Source organism: Micrococcus sp. CS26 (genome assembly GCF_055522295.1).
This window is the reverse complement of sequence record NZ_JBVFVY010000004.1, coordinates 154286-171404: the sequence shown is the minus strand read 5'-3', so window position 1 is coordinate 171404 and position 17119 is coordinate 154286. Positions and strand designations below refer to the sequence as shown.

Here is a 17119-nt window from a genome sequence, read left to right as displayed (position 1 = left end):
AGGAACCGCCGCCCATGACGCCCACCGAGGACCCCGCCCGCCCCGACCCGGCCGAGGAGGGCGCCTCCGGGACCGTCCGCGGACCGAACGACGGCGTGCCCGCCGCGGCCCTCGCGACGCTGCCCGGCCCCCTCCCGCAGGCACTCGTCGACGCCGCCGACCCGGACGTCCACCCCGGCCGCCCGGCGGACCGGCTGCACGGCGGGCGCGGCGACGGCCGCCCGGTGGCCGAGGCGGACCGGCTCGCGTTCTGGGAGGCGGCCGGCCGACGTCTGAGCTGGGAGCGGCCCTTCACCCGGACGCGCTCCCTCACCGCCCCGGACCCGGCCGCCGAGCGCGGCCCGCACATCCGCTGGTACGAGGACGGCACCCTGAACGTGGCCGTGAACTGCGTGGACCGGCACGTGGCGGCGGGGCGCGGGGAGAAGGTCGCCCTGTACTTCGAGGGCGAGCCCGGCGACCGCCGCGCCGTCACCTACGCGCAGCTGCAGCGCGAGGTCGCCCAGGCCGCGAACGCCCTCGAGGAGCTGGGCATCGGGGCGGGCGACCGCGTCGTCGTGTACCTGCCCGTGCTCGTGGAGACGATCGTCATCACGCTGGCGTGCGCGCGGATCGGCGCCGTGCACTCGCTCGTGTTCGGCGGGTTCTCGGCGGAGGCGCTGCGGTTCCGCGTGGAGGACACGGGCGCCAAGCTGCTCGTCACCACCGACGGCCAGTTCCGCCGCGGCACCGCCGTCCCCGTGAAGGCCAACGCGGACGAGGCCGTGTCGGGGGACAACGCGATCGAGCACGTCCTCGTCCTGGACCGCACGGGCCACCGGGACATCCCGTGGACCGAGGGGCGGGACCTGTGGTGGCACGACGTCGTGGACCGCCAGCCGGACACCCACACCCCGCGCGCCTTCGACGCGGAGCACCCGCTGTTCATCATGTACACCTCCGGCACCACGGGACAGCCCAAGGGGCTCGTGCACACCTCTGGCGGGTACCTCGCCGCGGCCTCGTGGACGCACGACTTCCTGTTCTCCCACCCGGACCCGGCACGGCGCGACGACGACGTCCACTGGTGCACCGCGGACCTGGCCTGGGTCACCGCGCACACCTACGAGATCTACGGTCCGCTCTCGAACGGGGTCACGCAGGTGATCTACGAGGGCGTGCCGAACGCCCCGCACCCGGGCCGGCACTTCGAGGTGATCGAGCGCTACCGGGTGACGAGCTACTACACGGCGCCCACCCTGATCCGCTCGCTCAAGGGCTGGCATCCGGACGGGATCCCGACGCACGCGGACGGCGGCCCGGACCTGTCCTCGATCCGTCTGATCGGCACCGTGGGCGAGTCCGTGAACCCGGAGGCCTGGACGTGGGCCCGCACCCAGATCGGCCGGGACACCCCGGACCTGCCGATGGTGGACACGTGGTGGCAGTCCGAGACGGGCGCCACCGTGCTCTCCCCCCGCCCCACGGACACGGCCTTCAAGCCGGGCTGCGGCTCCCGGCCCCTACCGGGGGTGGACGTGGCCGTGGTCGACGACGACGGCGCCCCCACGCCCGAGGGCCTGCAGGGCCGGATCGTGGTCACCCGCACTTCGCCGGCGATGGCGCGGACCGTGTGGCGGAACCCGGCCCGCTACTTCCACTCGTACTGGGAGGACTACGCGGACCAGGGCGAGGCGGGCTGGTTCCTCGCCGGCGACGGCGCCAAGCGGGACGAGGACGGCGACGTCTGGATCCTCGGGCGCGTGGACGACGTCATCAACATCTCCGGGCACCGGCTGAGCACCATCGAGATCGAGTCCGCCCTCGTGGCGCACCTGGAGGTGATCGAGGCGGGGGTGTGCCCCGTGCCGCACGAGACCACCGGGCACGCCGCCGTCGCCTTCGTGGTGGCGCACGAGAGCTGGCTGGCCGGCGATGACGGCCCCGGCGCCTCCGCCGCCGACCGCGCCGAGGAGCTGCGGCGGCACGTGGGGCGGGTGATCGGGCCGGTGGCCAAGCCCGCCGAGGTGGTCTTCGTCCCCGACGTGCCCAAGACCCGTTCGGGCAAGATCATGCGGCGGCTGCTGACGCAGCTGCACCAGGGCACCGCGCTCGGGGACACCACGAGCCTGCAGAACGAGCCGTGCGTCGGGCAGATCGCCGAGGTGCTCCGGGCCGGCCGTCGCGCTCAGGACGCCGGCACCGGTGCCGTCCGCAGCGCCAGCTCGGCCAGCACCTGAGCGGCCCGCGGCACCACGGCGTCGGCGAACACGGCCTGCGGGGAGTGGTTGACCGGGGCCTCGTCCGGGTCCACGCCCTCCGGGACCGCCCCGAGCAGGACGTAGGCGCCGGGCACCCGCTGGAGGACCTCGGAGAAGTCCTCGCTGCCGGGCTCGGGCTCGGGCAGCTCCCGGTAGGCGTCGGCCCCGTAGAGGTCCTCCACGACCCCGCGGACGAAGGCCACCGCGTCCGGATCGTTGGCCGTCACCGGGAACGCGCAGTCCGTCCGGACCTGCGCGCTCATGCCGTGCGCCGCGGCGATCCCATGCACCAGGCGCTCCACGGCCGAGAGCAGCCGGGCGCGGGCGTCCGCGGAGAAGGTCCGCAGGGTGAGGGCGAGGGTGGCGCTGTCCGGGATGACGTTGGCCGCCGTGCCCGCGCTCAGGTGCCCGACGGTCGCGACCACCGGGTCGAAGGCGTCGAACTGCCGGGTGACCACGGACTGCAGCGCCAGCACCATCTCGGCGGCCACGGGCACCGGATCCTGAGCCAGGTGCGGCACCGAGCCGTGCCCGCCTCGACCGTGCACCGTCACCACCAGGTCGTCGCAGCCGGCCTGGATCGCCCCCGGGCGGCTGAGCAGGACGCCGCGCGGGTACGTGCCCGAGGAGACATGGATCGCGTAGGCGGCGTCCACCGGTCGCCCGGCCGCCTCCAGCAGCCCCTCCTGGATCATGTGCAGGGCGCCGCCGCCGGTCTCCTCCCCGGGCTGGAACATGGCCACCACGTCGGCGGTGAGCTCCCCGCGACGGCGCACCAGCCACGCCAGCGCGCCGTAGAGGCCGGCGGTGTGCAGGTCGTGGCCGCAGGCGTGCATGGTGCCCGGCACGGAGGGGGCGTACTCCAGCCCGGTCTCCTCCGTGACGGGCAGGGCGTCCATGTCCCCCCGCAGCAGCACGACCGGCCGCCGGGCCCCCTCCGGCAGCGGGGCCCCGCCGCGCAGCACCACGACGACGGAGCTCAGCGCCCGGCCCACGCTCGTCTCCAGCGCGGGGCGGCCGGTGGCGGCATCCTCCCCCGCCTCGGCGCGCAGGGCCTCGAGCCGCTCGAGGACGGCGGCCTGGGTGCGGGGCAGGTGCAGGTCCAGCTCCGGATGCCCGTGGAGGCGGCGGCGGAAGGCGATCGCCTCGCGGGCGATGTCCTCCGGCAGGTCCGGGGCGAGGGCGTTCGCGGGCGGGGTGGGGGCGGTGCGGTCCATCAGGACATCATGCCGTGGCGGCCCGCCGGCCCACCCGGATCGCGCAGCGGGTCAGCCGGCCAGCTCCTGCAGCTCGGCCAGGTCGAAGACGTCCTCCTTGGCGGGGGCCTCGGGCGCCTCGACCGCGTTCCACTCGGTGAAGGTGGCGTTCGCGGCGGGCCGGAGGCGCAGCCGCGGATGTGCCGTCCCTGTGCGGGTCAGCCGCCGGTGGTGCCGTCCTCGAAGATCTGCCCCGCCGGGGTCTGCTTCTCCGCCTGGAACACGTCCTCGGCGCGGCCGTAGGCCCAGTACGCGCTCACCGACAGCTGCCGCCGGTCCACGCCGCGCACGTCCGTGAGGTACGCCCGGACGCGCTTGACCTGCTCCCGCTCGCCGTGCACGAACGCGTGCACCCGCCCCTCCCGCCACGCCGCGTCCTCGACGGCGGCGGCGAACCGCGTCGTCTCCGGGGTGAAGGGGTCGCCGCGGTGCAGCCAGCGCACCTCGACGCCGGCCGGCGCGGTCAGGGGCACCTCGTCCCGGGCGTCGGTCACCTCGATCAGCGCGACGCCGACCGCCGCGGCGTCCGTGGCGGCGAGGTCCTCGAGGGCGGCGGCGATCGCCGGCAGGGCGGCCTCGTCGCCGGCGAGCAGGTGCCAGTCCGCGGTGGGGTCGGGTCGGTAGGCGCCGCCGGGGCCCAGGAACGCGACCTGCTGCCCCACGGGCTCGGAGGCCGCCCACGCCCCGGCCAGGCCGCCGTCGCGTCCGCGGGCGGCGCCGTCGTCGGACGCGCCGTGGACCACGAAGTCGACGTCCATGGTGCGGGCGGCCGCGTCCATGCGGCGCACCGTGTAGGTGCGGCGGACCGGCAGCTGCTCCGGGGCGAGGCGCTCGCGGAGGGCGTCCAGGTCGTACGGGGGCTCGAGGCCGAGCGCGGGGCCGGCGAAGAGCAGCTTTACGTACTGGTCCGTGGCGCCCTTCTCCGCCCAGCGGGCGTGGACGGCGTCGAACTGCTCGCCGCCGAGGGTCAGGCGCACGAGGTGCGGGGTGAGCCGGCGGGCGGCCAGCACGGTGAGGACGGTCTGGGGCCGGGCCATGCGGGCCTCCTGGGGTCGGGGGCGGGGTCTGCGCGGGCACGCGTCCCCCACTCTCCCACGACGAGGCGGATTAGCGCACGTCAGCGTGATGTTTTCCGCGGCGTCGGGGTCAGCGGAACCGGCCCCCCCGGTGGCCCTCCGGCAGCAGCGGTCCCGCGCCGGCCGGGGCCGGGGTGGCGCGGCGCGCCCCTAGGCTGTGGGCGTGCGTCTCGTCCTGCTCGTCCTGCTCTCGCTGCTGAGCCAGCAGCTCGGCGCGTCCGTGGCGGGCCTGCTGTTCGACGACGTCGGCGCGTCCGCCATGGTCGCCCTGCGCGTGGTGTTCTCCGCGGCCGTGCTGCTGCTCGTCACCCGGCCGAGCCGCGCCGCCCTCGCCGGCCTGGGCCCCCGGGGGTGGGCCGCCGTCGTCGGGCTGGGCGCGGCCATGACCGGCATGAACCTGGCCATCTACGAGGCGTTCGCGCGGATCCCGCAGGGCGTGGCCGTGACGTTCGAGGTGCTCGGGCCGCTGACGCTGTCCGTGGCGGCGCGGCCGTCGTGGCGGTCGGCGGCGTGGGCGGCCCTCGCGCTCGCCGGGATCGGGGTGCTCGGCCGGGAGGGGTTCAGCGCGGACGGCGGGATCGGCGGCGCGGGGCTGGACCCGGTGGGGGTGGCGCTCGCGCTGGCCGCGGCGGCGTGCTGGGCGGGGTACATCCTGCTCTCGCGGCGCGCGGGGACCCACCTGCCGGGGGTGCAGGGGCTGGCCCTGGCGACGGCCGCCGGGTCCCTCGTGGCGCTGCCGGTCGGCGTCGCGACGGCGGGGGCGGCCCTGCTCTCTCCCGTGGTGCTGGGCGTGGGGCTGGCCGTGGCGCTGCTGTCCACGGCGGTGCCGTACGGGATCGACCTGCAGGTGCTGCGCCGCATGCCGACCGCACTGTTCTCCCTGCTGACGTGCCTCTCGCCGATCGCGGCGGCGCTGACCGCGTGGGCCGTGCGCGGGCAGGAGCTCACCCCGCTGGACCTGGCGGGGATGCTGCTGGTGATCGCGGCGTGCGCGGCCGCCGTCTGGACGGGCCGATCACCGGGTGTGGCGGGCAGGGGCTGAGGCTAGCCTGTGTCGATGCCCCACCCGTCCCGTCCCGCCCCCGACGACGTCCCCGCCGCCGAGCGCGCCGCCCTGCGCCGTGGCCGGCTGCGTCCGTGGCTGCCGTTCCTGCTCGCGGCCGTGCTGTGCCTGGCGCTGCTGGGGTGGGCCCTCGTCGCCCTGCCGGGCCTGCCGGAGCGCGTGCCCACGCACTGGGGCGTCGACGGGCGGCCGGATGCGTGGGAGGACACCTCGTTCGGCACGGTGGCGGCGGGGCCGCTGATCGGCCTCGGCGTGACGGGGTTCCTGGCCCTGGTCTCCGCGATGGTCACCGCCCTCGTCCCGACGGATCCGGGGCTGTCCCCGTGGCGGCGCGTGCGCCAGGCGGGGGTGCACCGCGGGGTCCAGGAAAGCCTCGGGTGGTCGTGCGTGCTCATCGTGCTGGTGCTGGCCCCGACGACGGCCGAGGTGCTCGCCGCCGGGGCGTGGACGATGCCCTGGTGGCTCCTGCCCCTCACGCTGACCGTGCTCATGGTGGGCGTCTTCCCGGCGATGCGGGCCGGCACGCAGCGGTGGACGCGCTGGTCGGACCGCGTCGCGGCGGAGCTCGGGTACCGGCCCACGGCCGCGGAACGCGCCGAGGACGAGATGTGGACGCCCCTGGGGCTCAAGCGCGACCCCGAGGACCCGGCCGTCTTCCCCGCCAAGCGCCCCGGCTACGGGGTGGGCGTGACGGTCAACCTCGCCACCCCGGTGGGCCGGTGGCTGGTGCGCGGATTCGTGGCCGTGTTCATCGTCGGCCTGCCGCTGGCGATCTGGCTCGGCGCGTTCGCGGCACGGTGAGGCGGACCGTGCCCGACGACGTCGCCGTCCGCCTGCTCCTGATCGCCGACACCCACATCCCGCGGCGTGCCCGTGCCCTGCCCGCGCAGGTGCGGGCCGAGGTGGCGCGGGCCGACGTCGTGCTCCACGCCGGCGACTGGGTGACCGAGGACGTGCTCGACGACCTCGACGCACGGGCCGCCCGGCTGGTGGGCGTGTGGGGCAACAACGACGGGCCGGGGCTGCGGGCGCGGCTGCCCGAGGTGGCGCGCGTGGAGATCGGCGGGGTGCGGATCGCGATGGTCCACGAGACGGGCCCGGCGGCCGGCCGCGAGCGCCGCATGGCCGCGGCGTTCCCGGACGCGGACGTGCTGGTGTTCGGGCACAGCCACATCCCGTGGGACACCGTGGCCGGGCCGGAGACCGCGAACCCGGGCCTGCGGCTGCTCAACCCCGGCTCCTGCACGGACCGGCGACGGCAGCCGGTGTGCACGCTCATGCGCGCGGTGGTGCGGGGCGGTCGGCTCGAGGACGTGGAGCTGGTGCCGGTCGACCGCACGCCGTGACCGACGGGCCGGCCGCTCCCCCCTGCAACGCTGGTTGAGTTATCACGGGTCCAGGCGGCTTGCACCCGTGATAACTCAACCCGCGTCGCGCCGGTGCCACCATGACCGGCGGGTCGGCCGCTCCTGCACAGCCACCACGACGACGGCGGCCCTCCCCAGGGCGCGTCGGTCCGGTCCGTCGCAGGGCCCGGGGGCGGCAGGCTCACCCCATGACCGCGCGCACGCCCCTGCCGTCCACCCTCGCCGCGGGCGCCTTCACGACGGCCGAGCTGCACGCCGCCGGCCTGCCGTGGCGCCGCACCCTCGCGGCAGACCTCGCCCGGATCTGCCGCGGCGTGCACACCGCGGGCATCCCCGACCCGTGCGCCCCGGACGGCGCGGCCGCGCTGGTCCGCCTCACGGGCGGGGTGGTCTCCCACGTCTCTGCCGCCCTCTGGCACGGACTGCCGCTGCCGCCCCGCCTCGCGCGGCCCGCCGGACTGCACCTGACCTTCGACCGCTCCGCGCGCACGCACCGGACCGACCTGGACGGCGTCGTCAGCCACCGGGTGCGACTGCCCTCCGACCACGTGCTCGAGCTTCCCGACGGCCAGCGCGTCACGACGGCGGCGCGCACCTGGTTCGACCTCGCCGGGATGCTCCGCCCCCACGAGGTGGACTGGCTCATCGCGGCCGGCGACCACCTGGTGTGTCCGCCGTGGACGCCGACGGGCCGGGCGCACCCCGTGGCCACCGTGCCCGGGCTATCGGAGGTGCTCGCCCGCTGCCGTGGCCGGCCGGGTGTCCGTCTCGCACGTGCCGCGCTGGCCGAGGTGCGCGTCGGGGCCGACTCCCCGCCCGAGACCTTCCTCCGGCTCGCGCTGATCCGGGCCGGGCTGCCGGAGCCGGAGCTGCAGGTCGCTGTCGACCCGGCCGACCCGGCCTCGCCCGTCGTGGACCTCGGGTACCGGGCGGCGCGCCTGGCCCTCCAGTACGACGGCGCCGGCCACCGCACGGCTCAGCAGCAGGCGAGGGACGCCCGTCGGGACGCGTACTGCCTCGAGCGGGAATGGACGACCCTGCGCTGCACCTGGGAGGACCAGCGCGCTGGGTTCGGGCGGATCGTAGGGCTGGTCCGGCGTCGGCTCGCCCGCACGCGCTGATCCGCCCCCGCCCGTCCCGACGCGGGTTGAGTTGTCACGGGTCCAGACCAACGCGGGTTGAGTTGTCACGGGTCCAGGCCCGCGTAACCGGTGATAACTCAACCCGCGTTGCATGCCACCGGCCGGCGCCGCGTGACGCTCTGCGACGTGCCCACCCTGCCCCCGGCACACCTCGCCCGGGACAATGGGTCGGACTGTCCCGAAGCCTCCATCGAAAGGACCCCCGTGGCTGACCACGAGTTCGGCTTCCGCACCCAGGCGCTGCACGCGGGCGCCGTTCCGGACGCCGTCCACGGCTCCCGCGCGGTGCCGATCCACCAGACCAGCTCCTTCGTGTTCGAGTCCGCCGAGGACGCCGCCAACCTCTTCGCGCTGCAGAAGTACGGCAACATCTACAGCCGCCTGGGCAACCCCACGGTCGCGGCGTTCGAGGAGCGCATCGCCACGCTCGAGGGCGGCATCGGCGCCGTCGCGACGGCGTCCGGCATGGCCGCCGAGTTCATCACCTTCGCGGCCCTCGCCGGGGCCGGCGACCACATCGTGGCGTCCTCGAAGCTCTACGGCGGCACGATCACCCAGCTGGACGTCTCCCTGCGCCGGTTCGGCGTGGAGACCACGTTCGTGGACTCCGCCGAGGCCGCGGACTTCGAGGCCGCCCTCCAGCCCAACACGAAGGCCGTGTACACGGAGATCGTCGCCAACCCCTCCGGTGACGTCGTGGACCTGCCGGGTCTGGCCGACGTCGCCCACCGGCACGGCATCCCGCTCGTGGTGGACGCCACGCTCACCCCGCCCTACCTGATCCGGCCGATCGAGCACGGCGCGGACATCGTGATCCACTCGGCCACGAAGTTCCTCGGCGGCCACGGCACCACGCTGGGCGGCGTCGTGGTGGAGTCCGGCCGCTTCCCGTGGGACAACGGCAAGTTCCCGTCGATGACCGAGCCCGTGCCGTCGTACGGCGGCGTCTCCTGGTGGGGCAACTTCGGCGAGTACGGCTTCCTCACCAAGCTCCGCTCGGAGCAGCTGCGCGACTTCGGCCCGTCGCTGGCCCCGCAGTCGGCCTTCCAGCTCCTGCTCGGCGTCGAGACGCTGGCCCCGCGCATGGACGCCCACCTCGCCAACGCCCGCGCCGTCGCCACCTGGCTGGACGAGGACCCGCGCGTCTCCTGGGTCCGCTACGCCGGCCTGCCCGACCACCCGCACCACGCCCGCGCGCAGCAGCTGCTGCCCCGGGGCGTCGGCTCGGTGTTCAGCTTCGGCGTGGCCCCGGCGGCCACGGACACCGACGACGGCGCCTCCGGTCCGGAGGCCGGGCGCGCGACGGCGTCGCGCTTCATCTCCGCGCTGCAGCTGGCCTCCCACCTGGCCAACATCGGCGACGCGAAGACGCTGGTGCTGCACCCCGCCACGACGACCCATCAGCAGCTCACCGCCGAGCAGCTCGTGGCCGGCGGCATCCCGGAGGACCTCATCCGCATCTCGGTGGGCATCGAGGACACCGAGGACATCCTGTGGGACCTGGACCAGGCTCTGACCGAAGCCACCGGCCGCACCCGCGACGACGACGGCGCCCCGGTCGCGCCGAAGGAGGCCTGAGCCATGAGCACCACCCACCCCGAGCGCACCTGGACCGGCCCCGGCGCCCCCGAGCGCCTGGCGATCCTGCGGCGCACCCGGTCGATCGCGATCGTCGGCGCCTCGGACAAGCCGGCCCGCGCGTCGTACTTCGTGGCCACGTACCTGCTGAGCTCGACCACGTACGATGTCTACTTCGTGAATCCCGTGCTCGCCGCGGCCGGCAAGGAGATCCTCGGCCACCGCGTGTATGCCTCGCTGGACGACCTGCCCGTCATCCCGGACCTCGTGGAGGTGTTCCGCAAGTCCTCCGACGCCCCCGAGGTGGTGGCGGACGCCGCCCGCGTGGGCGCCCGGACCGTGTGGCTGCAGCTGGGCATCTGGAACGAGGACGCCGCGCGTCAGGCCGGGGCCGCGGGCCTGGAGATCGTGATGGACCGCTGTGTGAAGATCGAGCACGCCCGCTTCCACGGCGGGCTCAACCTCGCCGGCTTCGTCACCGGCGTGATCAGCTCGCGGCGCCAGGAGCTGGACCGCTAGGCGGGCTACGCCCCGTGTCGGGCGTCGTCCGGCCCTCGTTGCGCACCCGCCCGTCGATGGCGTGGGATGGGCCCATGACCTCCGAGCTCCCCTCCCCCTCCCTCTCCCCCGCCTGGACCGGCCGCACCGACGGCGACACCCCCGAGCACCTGCGCTGGCACCAGGTCGTCCGTCCCGCCGACGGGCGCGGCGAGCCCACGACGACGCAGCGCCACCCCGGTGCCGGCGCTCCGACGTCGGGCGCGCGGTCCACGGCGCTCATCGGCTTCGCCTCGGACGAGGGCGTGCGCCGCAACCACGGCCGCGTGGGCGCCGAGGACGGCCCGGAGGCGCTGCGCGGTGCGCTCGCCTCGCTCGCGTACCTCGAGGGCACGGGCGCGCTCGTGGACGCGGGCGACGTGTCCGTGGACCGCGGCGACGACGACGCCCCGGGCGAACTCGAGGCGGGCCAGGCCGAGCTGGGCACAGTGGTCAGCGGGCTGCTGAACGCCCACGACCTGGCCGTGGTGCTCGGCGGCGGACACGAGACCGCCTACGCATCGATCACGGGCCTGACCGGCTCCACGCGCGTGGGTGCTGGCACCCGCGTGGGCATCCTCAACCTGGACGCGCACTTCGACCTGCGCGAGGCGCCGCGGCCCAGCTCCGGCACCCCGTTCCTGCAGGCGCTGCGGGACGCCGAGGGGGCGGAGCATCAGCTCTCCTACGCGGTGGTGGGCATCAGCGAGGCCAACAACACCCGGGCCCTGTTCGACACCGCGCGCGAACGGGGGGTCACGTGGGTGACCGACGAGCAGGCCCAGACCGCCGACGTCACCGGCGTCCGCCGCTGGGTGCGCTCGTTCATCAACGCGGTGGACGTGCTCTACCTGACGATCGACCTGGATGTGCTGCCGGCCGCCGTCGCCCCGGGGGTGAGCGCACCGGCCGGCTTCGGCGTGCCGTACGAGGTGATCCACGCGTGCGCGCTGGAGGCCACCCAGTCCGGGAAGCTGGCCCTGGCCGACGTCGTGGAGCTCAACCCCGCCCTGGACGTGGACGGCCGCACGGCGAAGGCCGCGGCCCGGCTGATCCACACGATCGTCAGCCGTCACCGGACGGACGCGTCGCTGCTGGCCTGAGCGGGCCGGGGGTCCCTTCAGGCGCGGGGGGCCGCGGGCGTCAGCGTCCCTCCGCCCACGGGGCCGGGGGCTCGGCGCTGCCGTGGGCCGCGCGTCGGGCGGCGTAGTCCAGTGCCGAGCGTGCCAGGAAGTCGTGCAGGGCCAGCACCCCGGCCCGGGCTCCTGCCGAGTCCCTCCGGGTCACCGCCTCCAGCGCCGGGACGTAGAACGCCCGGCCGCGTTCGACCTCGTCGGGCACGCCCTTCGTGGTGGCGAGCCAGAACCGGCGGCACAGCCCCTGGAGCGGGACCAGGGAATCGGCGAGATAGCGGTTGTTCGCGATCGTGCGCAGGAGTTCGTGCGAGCGCCCGACGGCGGCGACGTACGCCGGCAGGTCCTCCACCGTGCGCAGGTGCCGCACGTGGGCTGCGACGGCGGCCAGCTGCTCCTCGTCCGCCCGTGCGCAGGCCAGTCCCACGGCCAGCGCCTCGAGCGACCGCCGCACCTCCAGCCTCTCCAGCTGGTCGTCCACGGAGATCGGGGGCACCTGCAGGCCACGTCCCCCACCGGCCAGGAGCCAGTGGTCTCGGATGAGGCGTTGCACGGCCTCGCGCAGGGGCGTGCGCCCCGTCTCGGCGGCGTCGATGAGGGCCGCCTCGCCGAGGATGGCGCCCGGTGGCAGCTCCCCGGTCTCGATCTTCTGCGTCAGGCGGGCGTAGGCCTCCTCCGACTTGTTCATGGGCCCAGCCTAGGCAGTCATCTTCCCGCACCCCCTTGATATATCCGGAATATGCGGCGTAGCCTGGCCCACACCCTGTTACCGGCATCACATGGAGGACTCATGAAGTACCGCCCGCAGCACGAGGCCAACCCCCTGCCCTTCTCCCCCTTCAAGAGCTCCACCGTGCCGCGGCCCATCGGCTGGCTGTCCTCCGTGAGCACGGACGGCCGGGAGAACATCGCCCCCTACAGCCAGTGGCAGAACCTCACCTTCGACCCGCCCATGGTGATGTTCTCCGCGAACCAGTACCCGGACGGACGCCGCAAGGACACCGTCCTCAACGCGGAGCAGACCGGCTGGTTCGTGTGGAACATGGCCACCTACGACCTGCGCGAGGCCGTCAACGTCTCCGCCATGGCCCTGAAGCCGGGCGAGAGCGAGTGGGACCGCATCGCCGAGCACGGCGTCACCAAGGTCTACGCGGACAACCACCCCATCCCGATGGTCGCCGAGTCCCCCGTGCGCTTCGAGTGCCGCTACCACTCGACGCACCGCATCAAGGGCGACTCGAACGTCGGCACCATCGACGTGGTCTTCGCCCACGTGGACACCATCCACATCGACGACGACGTCATCACCGCCGACGGCCGCATCGACATCCCGCGCATCCAGCCGATCGCCCGCCTGGGCTACTTCGACTACACCGTGGTGCGGGAGACCTTCGAGATGCGGGTGCCCGGCGCCGACGGCGATGCCCAGGCCGGCCTCGAGGGACGGGCATGAGCACCGCGGCCACCGGCGCGGCCCGGCCCGCTCCCGTGCCCCGGGCCCGCCCCCGGAGCCTGAAGGACATGCTGGCCGTGAACTTCGGCAACGCGCTGGAGTGGTACGACTGGAACGTCTACACGATCTTCGCCCCGGTCTTCGCGGCGCAGATCTTCCACGCGGACAATCCCACCTCCGAGCTGCTCGCCACCCTGGCCGTCTTCGCGGTGGGCTTCGTCGCCCGCCCCATCGGCGGCTACGTGTTCGGCGCCTACGCGGACCGGGTGGGCCGCAAGCGCAGCCTCTTCGCGGCGATGATGATCACCGCGCTCGGCAGCCTGATCATCGCCTTCACCCCCACCTACGGCACGGTGGGCGTCCTCGCCTCGGTGATCCTCGTCATCGCCCGCCTGCTGCAGGGCCTGGCGCATGGCGGCGAGATGGGCACCTCCGTGACCTACCTCGTGGAGCGGGCGCCGCAGGGTCGGCGCGGGCTGTTCGGGGCGACGTCGTGGGTGTCCGTGGTGGTGGGCACGATCCTGGCCACGCTCGTGGGCCTGGCCATCAACACGCTGCTCTCTCCCGAGCAGGTGGCGTCCTGGGGCTGGCGCGTGGCGTTCGGCATCGGCGGCGTCCTCGGCCTCTACGCGCTGTACCTGCGACGGAGCCTGACGGAGTCGGAGCACTTCACGGCGGCGCAGCAGGTGGTGCCCACCGCCGACGACGCTCCCCGCCGGGAGCCGGGTGCGGTGTGACGCGGCCTGCTGACGATCTTCCTGGTCTCCGCGGGCGGCTCCCTGATGTTCTACACGTGGCTGATCTACCTGCCCACGCACGCGCAGGTGGCCCATCAGATGGACAAGTCCACCACCCTCTCGGCCTCGCTCGTGGCCCAGGTGATCTTCCTGGCCGCCATCCTCGGGGCGGGCCTGCTGGGCGACCGGATCGGCCGCCGTCCGCTGGTCATCGCCTTCGGCCTGCTCTTCGTGGTGCTGCCGTTCCCGCTGTTCGGCATGCTGGACGGCACCTTCGCCTCGTTCCTGCTCGTGCAGACCATCGCCCTGCTGGCGGTGGCGCTGCTGTTCGGCGTCAACGGCGCCGTCTGGTCCGAGGCGCTGCCCACGGCGGTGCGCGCCAAGGGCGTGGCCACCATGCTCTCACTGGCCACCGCGATCTTCGGCGGCACGGCGCCGTACCTGATCACGTGGCTGACGGCGCAGGGGTGGGCCAGCGCGTTCCCGATCTACCTCATGGTGGTCGGCGGCCTCACCGGCCTGGTCATGAAGGAGACGAAGGACGTGGACCTGGCGGCCTGAGCCGGGGCCAACCGACCCGACCCGCAGGCCGCCCCCTCCACACACAGAGTGGTCACGACACGCCGTCTCGTGCAGACGCACGCGGCGTGTCGTGACCACTCTGCGGCGTCGGACCACGCTGTGGCGTCATTGCCCCTCGGCCTCGGCGCCCTCGGACTCCTCGGCCAGGTCCTGCGGCTCGGCATCGGCGGATACGCCCGCGAGCGCCTCCGCCACGGCGGCCAGCACGGACCCGTCGCGCAGGGCCTGCTCGGCGGCGGCCAGCTGCGGGGCCATGTACTGGTCCGGGCCGGGGCCGGGCACGCCGGCCTCGCGGATCACGCGGACGGCGGCACCGGTCGCGGCGGAGGGCTGCAGCGGCGCGCGCAGCTCGATCGCGCGGGCGGCGGCCACGAGCTCGACGGCGAGCACACGGCGGAAGTTCTCCACGGCCGAGCGCAGCTTGCGGGCAGCATGCCAGCCCATGGAGACGTGGTCCTCCTGCATCGCGGAGGACGGGATGGAGTCCACGGACGCGGGCACGGCCAGGCGCTTCATGTCCGAGACGAGCCCGGCCTGCGTGTACTGGGCGATCATCATGCCGGAGTCCACGCCCGGGTCGTCCACGAGGAACGCGGGCAGCCCGTGCGAGCGGGCCGGGTCCAGCATGCGGTCGGTGCGGCGCTCGGACATGCTCGCGACGTCGGCCACCGGGATGGCCAGGAAGTCCAGCACGTACGCCACGGGCGCCCCGTGGAAGTTGCCGTTCGAGCTCACCCGGCCGTCGTCGAGCACCACCGGGTTGTCCACGGTGGCGGCGAGCTCGCGCTCGGCCACGGTGCGCACGTACGCGAGGGTGTCGCGCAGGCCGCCGGCCACCTGCGGGGCGCAGCGCAGCGAGTAGGCGTCCTGCACGCGGGAGTCGCCCTCCTTGTGGCTGGCCACGATCGGCGAGCCCGCCAGGATCTTCAGCATCCGGTCGGCGGAGGTCGCCTGGCCCGGGTGGGGGCGCAGCGGCAGGTGCAGCTCCGGCACGAACACGCGGTCGGTGCCGAGCAGCGCCTCCACGGACATCGCGGCGGTGAGGTCCACGGTGTCGGCGAGCTCCTCGAGGTCGGCCAGCGCCATGATGAGCATGCCGAGCATGCCCTCGGTGCCGTTGACGAGGGCCAGGCCCTCCTTCTCCCGCAGCTCGACCGGCTCGATCCCGGCCTCGGCGAGCGCCTCGCCGGCCGGACGCAGCGCGCCGTCCTCCCCGACGACGTCGCCCTCGCCCATCAGCGCCAGGGCCACGTGGGAGAGCGGGGCGAGGTCGCCGGAGCAGCCCAGCGAGCCGAACTCGCGCACGGCGGGGGTGATGCCCGCGTTGAGCATGGCCACGAAGGTCTCGACCACCACGGGGCGCACGCCCGTGCGGCCGGAGGCCAGCGTGGTGGCCCGCAGGAACATCAGCGCGCGGACGACCTCGCGCTCCACCACGGGGCCCATGCCGGCGGCGTGGGAGCGGATCAGGGACTTCTGCAGCTGCGCGCGGGACTCGAGCGGGATGTGCTTGTCCGCGAGCGCGCCGAAGCCGGTGGACACGCCGTAGGTGGGCGTCTCGGCCTCGGCCAGCGCCTCGACGTGGCGGCGCACCGCGCCGACGGTCTCGAGCACGTCGTCGGCGAGCACCACGCGGGCGTCGTGGCGGGCCACGGCGACGACGTCGTCCAGGGTGGCCCCGGACGTGCCGAGCGTGACGGTGACGGGAGGGGTGGTCATGGTGATGCGTTCTCCTTGCTGTCGGTCGATCAGACGGCCCGGCGGCCCGCGCGCCAGACCGCATGGGTCAGCGGCATGCCGGGGCGGTAGGCCAGGTGGATGGCGGCGGGGGCGTCGAGCACGTGCAGGTCGGCGCGCTTGCCGACCTCGAGGCTGCCGACGCGGTCCTGCGCCCGCAGGCCGATGGCCCCGCCGAGGGTGGCGGCGCGCACGGCCTCGGCGAGGGTCAGGTGCATCTGCAGCACGGCGGTGCCCACGTTGAAGTTCATGGACGTGGTGTAGCTGGTGCCCGGGTTGCAGTTCGAGGCCAGGGAGACCTCGATGCCGGCGTCGAGCAGGCGACGCGCGGGCGCCAGCGGGGCGCGGGTGGACAGATCGCACGCGGGCAGGCAGCCGGCCACGGTGCCGGGAGTGCCGGTGGCCGAGGCGCGGTCCCAGCCGGTCCAGGTGCCGGCGAGGGCCTCGACGTCCGCGTCGGAGAGGTGGTTGACGTGGTCCACGGAGGCGGCGCCGAACTCCACGGCCACGCCCACGCCCGGGCCCTGCTCGATCTGGTTGCCGTGCAGGCGCACGCCCAGTCCCGCCGTCACGCCCGCGGCGAGCACGCGGCGGGTCTGCTCGGCGTCGAAGGCGCCGGTGTCGCAGAACACGTCCACCCAGCCCGCGTGCTCCCGCACGGCCTCGAGCATCGGCCCGACGACGTCGTCGAGGTAGTCCTCCGCGTCCCGGCCCGGGGGCACGAGATGGGCGCCGAGGAAGGTCACCTCGTCCACGAGGCCCTCCTCGCGCAGCCCGGCCAGCAGGCGCGCGTGGCGCGCCTCCTCCTCCACGGTGAGCCCGTAGCCGGTCTTGGTCTCGAGGTAGGTGGTGCCGCCGGCCACCGCGTCGGCCACCCGGCCGCGGACCAGCTCGGCCAGGCGGTCGTCCGAGGCGGCACGGGTGGCGGAGGTGGTCACGCCGATGCCGCCGGCCGCGTAGGACTCGCCGGCCATGCGGGCCTCGAACTCGGCGGAGCGGTCCCCGTCGAACACGAGATGCGTGTGGGAGTCCACCCAGCCGGGCAGCACGGCGCGGCCCTCGACGGACACCCGGTCGTCCGCCTCCGGGGCGTCCGCGGCGGGGCCGATCCAGGCGATGCGCTCGTCCTCGACGACGACGGCCGCGTCCGTGAGCACCCGCCCTTCGGGGTCGACGGTGGTCAGCTCGGCGATGTCGGTGATGAGCGTGGAGCGCATG

16 protein-coding genes are annotated in these 17119 nt (G+C 74.7%); 11 read left to right on the top strand and 5 right to left on the bottom strand.

Annotated elements, in window-relative coordinates; translation table 11 throughout:
• Positions 1-14: 14 nt before the first annotated feature.
• Positions 15-2219, top strand: a complete 2205-nt coding sequence (gene acs / locus ACZ1IK_RS03445) for an acetate--CoA ligase (protein ID WP_465098325.1) — start codon at positions 15-17, stop codon at positions 2217-2219.
• On the opposite strand, the gene ACZ1IK_RS03440 is transcribed toward acs, so the two are convergent.
• Together ACZ1IK_RS03440 and ACZ1IK_RS03435 are read right to left on the bottom strand one after the other, a co-directional pair.
• A complete protein-coding gene (locus tag ACZ1IK_RS03440; RefSeq protein ID WP_412004904.1) occupies positions 2168-3457 on the bottom strand; it encodes a M20 metallopeptidase family protein in 1290 nt (429 codons plus the stop codon). The genes acs and ACZ1IK_RS03440 overlap by 52 nt on opposite strands.
• Positions 3458-3654: 197 nt before the next feature.
• Entirely contained in the window at positions 3655-4533 is an 879-nt protein-coding gene (locus tag ACZ1IK_RS03435) for a siderophore-interacting protein (RefSeq protein WP_148408369.1), read from the bottom strand.
• A gap of 202 nt (positions 4534-4735) precedes the next feature.
• Between ACZ1IK_RS03435 and ACZ1IK_RS03430 the strand changes: the two genes are divergently transcribed.
• The 7 genes from ACZ1IK_RS03430 to hutG all read left to right on the top strand — a co-directional run bounded on the left by ACZ1IK_RS03430 (position 4736) and on the right by hutG (position 11362).
• Complete coding sequence (locus ACZ1IK_RS03430; protein WP_148408370.1) at positions 4736-5614, top strand: EamA family transporter; 879 nt, start codon at positions 4736-4738, stop codon at positions 5612-5614.
• A gap of 15 nt (positions 5615-5629) precedes the next feature.
• Positions 5630-6436, top strand: a complete 807-nt coding sequence (locus tag ACZ1IK_RS03425) for a DUF1648 domain-containing protein (protein ID WP_285139357.1) — start codon at positions 5630-5632, stop codon at positions 6434-6436.
• 8 nt (positions 6437-6444) lie between these two features.
• Complete coding sequence (locus ACZ1IK_RS03420) at positions 6445-6981, top strand: metallophosphoesterase family protein (protein ID WP_465098324.1); 537 nt, start codon at positions 6445-6447, stop codon at positions 6979-6981.
• Between the two features lie 209 nt (positions 6982-7190).
• Positions 7191-8123, top strand: a complete 933-nt coding sequence (locus ACZ1IK_RS03415; RefSeq protein WP_412004903.1) for a hypothetical protein — start codon at positions 7191-7193, stop codon at positions 8121-8123.
• A 225-nt stretch (positions 8124-8348) separates the two neighbouring features.
• A complete protein-coding gene (locus ACZ1IK_RS03410; RefSeq protein WP_465098323.1) occupies positions 8349-9722 on the top strand; it encodes an O-acetylhomoserine aminocarboxypropyltransferase/cysteine synthase family protein in 1374 nt (457 codons plus the stop codon).
• Positions 9723-9725: 3 nt separating this feature from the next.
• Positions 9726-10241 (top strand): CoA-binding protein, encoded by a 516-nt coding sequence (locus ACZ1IK_RS03405; RefSeq protein WP_285140269.1) that lies wholly within the window; start codon positions 9726-9728, stop codon positions 10239-10241.
• Positions 10242-10315: 74 nt separating this feature from the next.
• Complete coding sequence (gene hutG / locus ACZ1IK_RS03400) at positions 10316-11362, top strand: formimidoylglutamase (RefSeq protein WP_465098322.1); 1047 nt, start codon at positions 10316-10318, stop codon at positions 11360-11362.
• Between the two features lie 40 nt (positions 11363-11402).
• Here the strand turns inward: hutG and ACZ1IK_RS03395 are convergent, their stop codons facing one another.
• Complete coding sequence (locus tag ACZ1IK_RS03395) at positions 11403-12080, bottom strand: GntR family transcriptional regulator (protein ID WP_465098321.1); 678 nt, start codon at positions 12078-12080, stop codon at positions 11403-11405.
• 102 nt (positions 12081-12182) lie between these two features.
• Here ACZ1IK_RS03395 and ACZ1IK_RS03390 point away from each other — a divergent pair, with 102 nt between their 5' ends.
• Genes ACZ1IK_RS03390 through ACZ1IK_RS03380 form a run of 3 tightly spaced genes read left to right on the top strand, consistent with a single transcriptional unit; the run spans position 12183 to position 14143 of the window.
• Positions 12183-12845 (top strand): flavin reductase family protein, encoded by a 663-nt coding sequence (locus ACZ1IK_RS03390; RefSeq protein ID WP_465098320.1) that lies wholly within the window; start codon positions 12183-12185, stop codon positions 12843-12845.
• Entirely contained in the window at positions 12842-13582 is a 741-nt protein-coding gene (locus ACZ1IK_RS03385; protein ID WP_230297364.1) for an MFS transporter, read from the top strand. Before ACZ1IK_RS03390 ends, ACZ1IK_RS03385 begins: the two co-directional genes overlap by 4 nt.
• Positions 13583-13588: 6 nt before the next feature.
• Entirely contained in the window at positions 13589-14143 is a 555-nt protein-coding gene (locus tag ACZ1IK_RS03380; protein WP_363692579.1) for an MFS transporter, read from the top strand.
• 126 nt (positions 14144-14269) lie between these two features.
• On the opposite strand, the gene hutH is transcribed toward ACZ1IK_RS03380, so the two are convergent.
• Together hutH and hutI are read right to left on the bottom strand one after the other, a co-directional pair.
• Positions 14270-15883, bottom strand: coding sequence for a histidine ammonia-lyase (gene hutH / locus ACZ1IK_RS03375; RefSeq protein WP_230277946.1), 1614 nt, complete (start codon positions 15881-15883; stop codon positions 14270-14272).
• Positions 15884-15912: 29 nt separating this feature from the next.
• Positions 15913-17118, bottom strand: a complete 1206-nt coding sequence (gene hutI / locus ACZ1IK_RS03370; protein WP_221844542.1) for an imidazolonepropionase — start codon at positions 17116-17118, stop codon at positions 15913-15915.
• Position 17119 lies beyond the last annotated feature (1 nt).

Excerpts from the sequence above, each read along its gene's own strand:
- acs (WP_465098325.1), top strand. The coding sequence starts at position 15 with ATGACGCCCACCGAGGACCCCGCCCGCCCCGACCCGGCCGAGGAGGGC.
- ACZ1IK_RS03440 (WP_412004904.1), bottom strand. The coding sequence starts at position 3,457 with ATGGACCGCACCGCCCCCACCCCGCCCGCGAACGCCCTCGCCCCGGAC.
- ACZ1IK_RS03435 (WP_148408369.1), bottom strand. The coding sequence starts at position 4,533 with ATGGCCCGGCCCCAGACCGTCCTCACCGTGCTGGCCGCCCGCCGGCTC.
- ACZ1IK_RS03425 (WP_285139357.1), top strand. The coding sequence starts at position 5,630 with ATGCCCCACCCGTCCCGTCCCGCCCCCGACGACGTCCCCGCCGCCGAG.
- ACZ1IK_RS03415 (WP_412004903.1), top strand. The coding sequence starts at position 7,191 with ATGACCGCGCGCACGCCCCTGCCGTCCACCCTCGCCGCGGGCGCCTTC.
- ACZ1IK_RS03405 (WP_285140269.1), top strand. The coding sequence starts at position 9,726 with ATGAGCACCACCCACCCCGAGCGCACCTGGACCGGCCCCGGCGCCCCC.
- hutG (WP_465098322.1), top strand. The coding sequence starts at position 10,316 with ATGACCTCCGAGCTCCCCTCCCCCTCCCTCTCCCCCGCCTGGACCGGC.
- ACZ1IK_RS03395 (WP_465098321.1), bottom strand. The coding sequence starts at position 12,080 with ATGAACAAGTCGGAGGAGGCCTACGCCCGCCTGACGCAGAAGATCGAG.
- ACZ1IK_RS03390 (WP_465098320.1), top strand. The coding sequence starts at position 12,183 with ATGAAGTACCGCCCGCAGCACGAGGCCAACCCCCTGCCCTTCTCCCCC.
- ACZ1IK_RS03385 (WP_230297364.1), top strand. The coding sequence starts at position 12,842 with ATGAGCACCGCGGCCACCGGCGCGGCCCGGCCCGCTCCCGTGCCCCGG.
- hutH (WP_230277946.1), bottom strand. The coding sequence starts at position 15,883 with ATGACCACCCCTCCCGTCACCGTCACGCTCGGCACGTCCGGGGCCACC.
- hutI (WP_221844542.1), bottom strand. The coding sequence starts at position 17,118 with ATGCGCTCCACGCTCATCACCGACATCGCCGAGCTGACCACCGTCGAC.